Here is a 5,912-nt window from a genome sequence, read left to right on the forward strand (position 1 = left end):
TGCCCTGCCGCGGGCCGATCGGCCAGCGCGGTACCCGGCTCCGCGTCACCTTCCCCACCGGCACGTCCAAGACCTTCGTCACCTACGCGCTGCGTGGCCAGGCCGCGGTGCCGTACACCGCCGTCGCCACCGGCGTGACAAGAGTGCCGCTGCCAGTGCAGGTCGTACGGGACCGCACGCCCCACAGCGTGCCCCTGGACCTGGCGGCCGCGCTGGAGCGGGCCGGGCTGGACTGGACGGCGGTGCCCGCCCACGAGCAGGCCCAGATCCTCCAACTGATCAAGGAGGCCGGAACGTTGGAGACCCGAGCTGGACGGATCACCGCTGCCGTGGATGCGGTCGCCGCCCGGAAGGGCCGCTGAAGTGACGGACACCATGCTGCCTCCCGGCCTCGCCGTCACGGGGCCCGAGGGCTTCCCCGACTGAAGCCAAGCCGTCCGGCACGCGACGAACCGCGTGCCGAACGGCGCCGTCAACTCCGCCTGGCGAGAGCTCAATTACCTGTGTGCCGCCCAGCTTCACCTGCGGGACAACGTCCTGCCGATCCGCCTCCTCCGACGGGCGGACACTGGGGCGTGTGTCCTCCGGTCAACTGGATGCTCGCCCATCTTGGACCGATCACCGCCTGGCGGTCACCCGACAGCGAGGTACTGACCGGCAACGGCCCGTGCTGGTCGGCAGCGGAGCTGCGGTCCGCACGTACTGAAATCCGTAGGACGGCTTCCCCTTCGGGCGTCCCGCAGCCCGCGTCTTCTCGTTCGCGTTACGGTCTCGACGTTGGATGGCGCGCAGTTCCATCTGCACGCCCCATGCCTGCATGGTGAAGCGGTTCTCGTCGAGCTGATCATCCAGATCCCACGCACCGCCATGGCCGTAGGTGACAAGCAGCTCGCACTCGTCCCGCATCTTGCAGCCGGTGTCGAGGCAGTCCACGACCTGACGGCCGAGGCGGTCGACGGCCGCAGCCACCAGGCCGTCGTACGGGCCCCTCTGGCCGCGAAGCCAGGGGCACAGCTTCGGCCGAGTCATCGGGTCGGTGGCGCCCGACGCCTCCCAGTCGTCGGCCCATTTGACGGCCACACCCAGGATGATCTCGGTCAGCTCATGAAGCTCAGCCGCACCTGCCGGTTGGGATTGTCCCTGTTCGTGTCCACCAGACACACGGACTGCCACGTCCCCAGCGCCAGTCGGCCGTCGATCACCGGGAGGGTCGCGTGGGGTGGGACGAGGGCGGGGAGGACGTGGTCGCGGCCGTGGCCGGGGCTGCCGTGGCGGTGTTGCCAGCGGTCGTCGGCGGGGAGCAGGGTGTGGAGGGTGGCGAGGAGGTCGTCGTCGCTGCCGGCTCCGGTCTCAAGGACGGCGATTCCGCAGGTCGCGTGCGGGACGAAGACGTTGAGCAGTCCGTCGCGGCCGTGCGCCGCCTCGCGCAGGAAGTCCTCGCACTCGCCGGTGAGATCGACGACCCGCTCGTGGGAACCGGTGGCGATGTTGAGCACGCGCGTGGTGAAGGCATCTGACATGCCCCCATCCTCACCCGGACATGGGACTTCACGCGCCCCGACGCGACCGGCTCCGGTACGGGCGAGGCGTGCCCGTTCTCCGATACGTACGGTCCATCAGGCGAGACACCGTTGACCCGCGACCGGCCGGCTGGCTACTTTCACCCGCATGTTGCGTTCAGCCCTGCTCACCACGCGCGGTCACATCGACCTGCTGCGGGTGGCCTCCGCCGCGTGTCGTCGCGGCCGCTGACGCCCTTCCCGCTCGTTTCCCGCACCGCCCTGCGTCGCCTCGCCTCGCCTCGGCGGTCCCCGCGGCATCCGTAGACCCCTGCCCACGCGGCACCCGTACGTCCCACCCGCGTACGCCTCGTGACCACGTACCCGGCGTCGTCCGGTCCGGTGACGTCTGATCCGGACCGGCACGGAACCGCGTCCCGCGCCCCACCTCACCTCCGTGGAGCACCCATGAGCATCAGCCATGCCCCGCCCAGCGCCCACGATCCGGATACGTCCGGCATAGCCGCTCCCCTCGCGCCCGACGCCCTCCAACGCCTCGTCCCCGACTCGTCCCGCCGTGCCCGCGTCCCGCGCTGGCTGCGCCGCACCACCGGTCCCCTTCTGCTGCTTCTCCTGTGGCAACTCCTCAGCACCACCGGAGTGTTGACCCCCGACGTGCTCGCCTCGCCGGGACGGATCGCGCGGGTCGGCGCCGACCTCGTCGGGGACGGTTCGCTGCCCTCGGCCGTCGCGACCTCGCTGGGCCGGGTTGCGGCGGGGCTGGTCTTCGGCACCGTGATCGGCGTCGGACTCGCCCTGGGCTCGGGGCTGTTCCGGGTCGGGGAGGACCTGGTGGACGCCCCGGTGCAGATGTTGCGGACGGTACCGTTCGTCGGTCTCATCCCCCTGTTCATCATCTGGTTCGGCATCGGCGAGACCCCGAAGATCGCCATCATCACGCTCGGCGTGACCTTCCCGCTCTACCTCAACGTCTACGCCGGCATACGGGGTGTCGACTCCCAACTCATTGAGGCAGGCGAGTCGTTGGGCCTGTCCCGCTGGGGGCTGGTACGCCATGTCGTCCTCCCGGGAGCGCTGCCCGGCGCCCTCACCGGACTGCGTTACGCGCTCGGCGTCTCCTGGCTCGCCCTGGTCTTCGCCGAACAGGTCAACGCCGACTCCGGCATCGGCTTCCTGATGGTCCAGGCGCGGGACTTCCTGCGGACCGACGTGATCGTGGTCTGCCTCATCGTCTACGCCTTCCTCGGCCTGCTCACCGACTTCGTCGTCCGCTCCCTCGAAAGGCTGCTGCTGCAATGGCGACCGACATTCACGGGCCGGTGAGCCCCGCGAAGACCGGGCTCTCCCAGGTCGTACGCGTCGAGGGACTGACCCGCTCCTTCGACGGCCGAGCCGTCGTCGACGACCTCGCGCTGGACATCGCGCCCGGGGAGTTCGTCGCGCTGCTCGGCCGCAGCGGCTGCGGCAAGTCGACGCTGCTGCGCGTCCTGGCCGGACTGGACCGGGACATCGAGGGGACCGTCCTCGTACCGCGCCGCCGGGCCGTCGCCTTCCAGGCACCCCGGCTCATGCCCTGGAAGAAGGTGTGGCGCAACGTCGTCCTGGGTCTGCCGGGCAGGCCCGAACGCGCCCTCGCGGAACGCGTGCTGGAAGAGGTGGGCCTCGGGCACCGCGCCGACGCCTGGCCGAAGACGCTCTCCGGCGGCGAGGCCCAACGGGCCTCCCTGGCCCGCGCCCTGGTGCGCGAACCCGATCTTCTGCTCCTCGACGAGCCGTTCGGCGCGCTCGACGCACTGACCAGGATCAAGGCCCAGCGGCTGGTCGGCGAGGTGTGGCGGCGCCGGGGCTGCGCGGTGCTGCTCGTCACCCACGACGTCGAGGAGGCCGTCCTGCTCGCCGACCGCGTGCTGGTGATGGACGGCGGCCGCATCGCCCACGAACAGCGGGTCGCGCTCGACCGGCCGCGCGACATCACCGACCCCCGGTTCGCGACGATCCGCGCCGGTCTGCTGGAACGGCTCGGCGTCGACACGGCCGCCGAAGCCGCCTGACCGCCACTGTCCCGGGCTGCCTCGACCGGGGCCCGACCGATCCCGACCGGTCCTGGCGTGAAAACGCCTCCCGCACACCCCGTACCCACCTCCCACCTCCGTACACGAACGGAACCGCCATGCGACGACGCCTGCTCCCCGCCGCGCTGCTCCTGCCCCTCTCCCTCCTGGTCACCTCCTGCGGTGGCGACGCGACCGCCGGGACGGGGGACGGCACCGACGGTTCGGGGTCTGTCACCCTCGCCGTCGGTGACCAGAAGGGCGGCTCCGAGGCCGTTCTGCGGGCCGCCGGAGAGCTGAAGAACCTGAAGTACCGCATCAAGTGGTCGACCTTCACCTCCGGACCGCCCCTGCTCGAAGCCGTCAACGCCAAGGCCGTCGACATCGGCGGCGTCGGCAACACCCCGCCCGTCTTCGCGGCCGGTGCCGGTTCGAAGATCGCGGTGGTGGCCGCCCAGCACGGCACCTCGCTCGGCGACGCCATCCTCGTGCCGAAGGGCTCGAAGCTCACCGCTCCGAAGCAGCTCAAGGGCCGGTCGGTGGCCGTCGCGCAGGGCTCCTCCGCCCACTACCAGCTGGTCGCCTCCCTCAAGGCCGCCGGGCTGACCCTCAAGGACGTCGAGGTGAAGTACCTCCAGCCGGCCGACGCGCTCGCCGCGTTCAACTCCGGCAAGGTCGACGCCTGGGCGGTATGGGACCCGTACACCGCCCAGGTGCTCCAGGCCAAGCAGGGGCGGGTGCTCACCACCGGCGAGGGCGTCACCAACGGGCTGGCCTTCCAGGTGGCCGCGCCCGGCGCGCTGCGCGATCCGAAGAAGGCCGCCGCCATCAAGGACTACCTGGCCCGGCTCCGGCGCGCACAGGTCTGGGTCCACGACCACCAGCAGGAGTGGGCCAAGGTGTGGGCGAAGGACACCGGACTGCCCTACGAGGTGGCGCTCGCCTCCGTACGGCGCACCAACTCCACCCGCGTCCCGGTCGCCGTCGACAAGCCCCTCGTCGCCTCCGAGCAGCAGATCGCCGACACCTTCACCGCCCTGGGGCTCATCCCGAAGAAGGTCGACTTCGGCGACTTCGTCGACACGCGCTTCAACGGCGATCTGCCCCCGTCGACCACCGCCCCGGCCCAAAACTGACAACAGGAGGAACCCGAAATGACCGTACGACTGCACTGGTTCCTGCCCACGGGCGGCGACGGCCGGACCCTGGTGGACCGCCACGCCTACGGTCCGAACGGCCAGGCCGGCCGCAAGACGCCTGGACTGCGCGCGCCCGACATCGAGTACCTGGCGCAGATCGCCAAGGCCGCCGAACGGCTCGGCTTCGAGGCGGTGCTGACGCCGACCGGCACCTGGTGCGAGGACGCGTGGCTGATCACGGCCGCCCTCTCCCAGCACACCGAACGGCTGAAGTTCCTGGTGGCCTTCCGCCCCGGGCTGCTCTCCCCGACCCTGGCCGCGCAGATGGCCGCCACCTATCAGCGGGTGACGCGGGGCCGCCTGCTGCTCAACGTGGTGACCGGCGGCGACTCCTCCGAACAACGCCGCTTCGGCGACCACCTCGACCACGACCGCCGCTACGAGCGCACGGACGAGTTCCTGTCCATCGTGCGCGGCGTCTGGCGGGGTGAGCCGTACGACTTCCACGGCACCCACTACCAGGTGGACGGCGGCCTCACCGCGCTCCCACCCGACCCGGTGCCGGAGGTGTTCTTCGGCGGTTCCTCGCAGGCCGCCGGGCCCGTGGCCGCCCGGCACGCCGATGTGTATCTGACCTGGGGCGAGCCTCCCGCCCAGGTGAAGGAGAAGATCGACTGGATTCGCTCGCTGGCCGAACGCGAGGGCCGCACCGTCCGCTTCGGCGTCCGGCTGCACACCATCTCCCGGGACTCCTCCGCCGAGGCGTGGGCCACGGCGAACCGGCTGCTCGACGACCTCGACGCCGACACCGTCGCCGCCGCACAGACGGCGCTCGGGCGCAGCGAGTCGGTGGGGCAGCGCCGGATGCTGGAGCTGCACGGCGGCTCCCGCGTCCAGTTGGAGATCCACCCGAACCTGTGGGCCGGTGTCGGCCTGGTACGCGGCGGCGCGGGGACCGCGCTGGTCGGCAGTCACGCGGAGGTGGCCGACCTCATCGAGGAATACCACGCCCTCGGCATCGAGCACTTCGTCCTCTCCGGCTATCCGCATCTGGAGGAGGCGTACTGGTTCGGCGAGGGCGTCATCCCCGAACTCGCCGCACGCGGCCTGCTGGACGGTGCGGCGGCCGAGGGCTCCGGCGGCGGCGCCCCTCTGCTGGTGGCGGGCGGCCGCTGACGCCTGCGGGCGGTGGGCAGCCGGAG

The 5,912-nt window shown here is 71.4% G+C and carries 6 protein-coding genes and 1 pseudogene; 5 read left to right on the forward strand and 2 right to left on the reverse strand.

The window, feature by feature from the left end; all coding sequences use genetic code 11:
• Window positions 1–362: pseudogene (locus GTW40_RS07475) on the forward strand (hypothetical protein); the annotation flags it as partial.
• Between the two features lie 256 nt (window positions 363–618).
• Here the strand turns inward: GTW40_RS07475 and GTW40_RS07480 are convergent.
• On the reverse strand, window positions 619–1,173 hold the full coding sequence (locus GTW40_RS07480; RefSeq protein WP_161179369.1) for a recombinase family protein: 555 nt from the start codon (window positions 1,171–1,173) through the stop codon (window positions 619–621).
• Window positions 1,098–1,520, reverse strand: a complete 423-nt coding sequence (locus GTW40_RS07485; RefSeq protein WP_161179370.1) for a YjbQ family protein — start codon at window positions 1,518–1,520, stop codon at window positions 1,098–1,100. Before GTW40_RS07485 ends, GTW40_RS07480 begins: the two co-directional genes overlap by 76 nt.
• A gap of 447 nt (window positions 1,521–1,967) precedes the next feature.
• On the opposite strand from GTW40_RS07485, the gene GTW40_RS07490 reads away from it, so the two are divergent.
• The 4 genes from GTW40_RS07490 (at window position 1,968) to GTW40_RS07505 (ending at window position 5,886) form a co-directional block, all read left to right on the forward strand.
• Window positions 1,968–2,843 (forward strand): ABC transporter permease, encoded by an 876-nt coding sequence (locus tag GTW40_RS07490; protein ID WP_161179371.1) that lies wholly within the window; start codon window positions 1,968–1,970, stop codon window positions 2,841–2,843.
• Window positions 2,816–3,571, forward strand: coding sequence for an ABC transporter ATP-binding protein (locus tag GTW40_RS07495; protein ID WP_161179372.1), 756 nt, complete (start codon window positions 2,816–2,818; stop codon window positions 3,569–3,571). Before GTW40_RS07490 ends, GTW40_RS07495 begins: the two co-directional genes overlap by 28 nt.
• 119 nt (window positions 3,572–3,690) lie before the next feature.
• Window positions 3,691–4,707, forward strand: coding sequence for an ABC transporter substrate-binding protein (locus GTW40_RS07500; protein WP_161179373.1), 1,017 nt, complete (start codon window positions 3,691–3,693; stop codon window positions 4,705–4,707).
• Window positions 4,708–4,725: 18 nt separating this feature from the next.
• Entirely contained in the window at window positions 4,726–5,886 is a 1,161-nt protein-coding gene (locus GTW40_RS07505) for an LLM class flavin-dependent oxidoreductase (RefSeq protein WP_161179374.1), read from the forward strand.
• The last annotated feature ends 26 nt before the right edge of the window (window positions 5,887–5,912 follow it).

This window comes from Streptomyces sp. SID4985, from assembly GCF_009863025.1.
In the GTDB taxonomy this organism is placed as follows: domain Bacteria; phylum Actinomycetota; class Actinomycetes; order Streptomycetales; family Streptomycetaceae; genus Streptomyces.

What these genes read in the sequence shown, in the direction of transcription:
- GTW40_RS07485 (WP_161179370.1), bottom strand. Translation starts at nt 1,520, where the DNA reads ATGTCAGATGCCTTCACCACGCGCGTGCTCAACATCGCCACCGGTTCC.
- GTW40_RS07495 (WP_161179372.1), top strand. Translation starts at nt 2,816, where the DNA reads ATGGCGACCGACATTCACGGGCCGGTGAGCCCCGCGAAGACCGGGCTC.
- GTW40_RS07490 (WP_161179371.1), top strand. Translation starts at nt 1,968, where the DNA reads ATGAGCATCAGCCATGCCCCGCCCAGCGCCCACGATCCGGATACGTCC.
- GTW40_RS07505 (WP_161179374.1), top strand. Translation starts at nt 4,726, where the DNA reads ATGACCGTACGACTGCACTGGTTCCTGCCCACGGGCGGCGACGGCCGG.
- GTW40_RS07500 (WP_161179373.1), top strand. Translation starts at nt 3,691, where the DNA reads ATGCGACGACGCCTGCTCCCCGCCGCGCTGCTCCTGCCCCTCTCCCTC.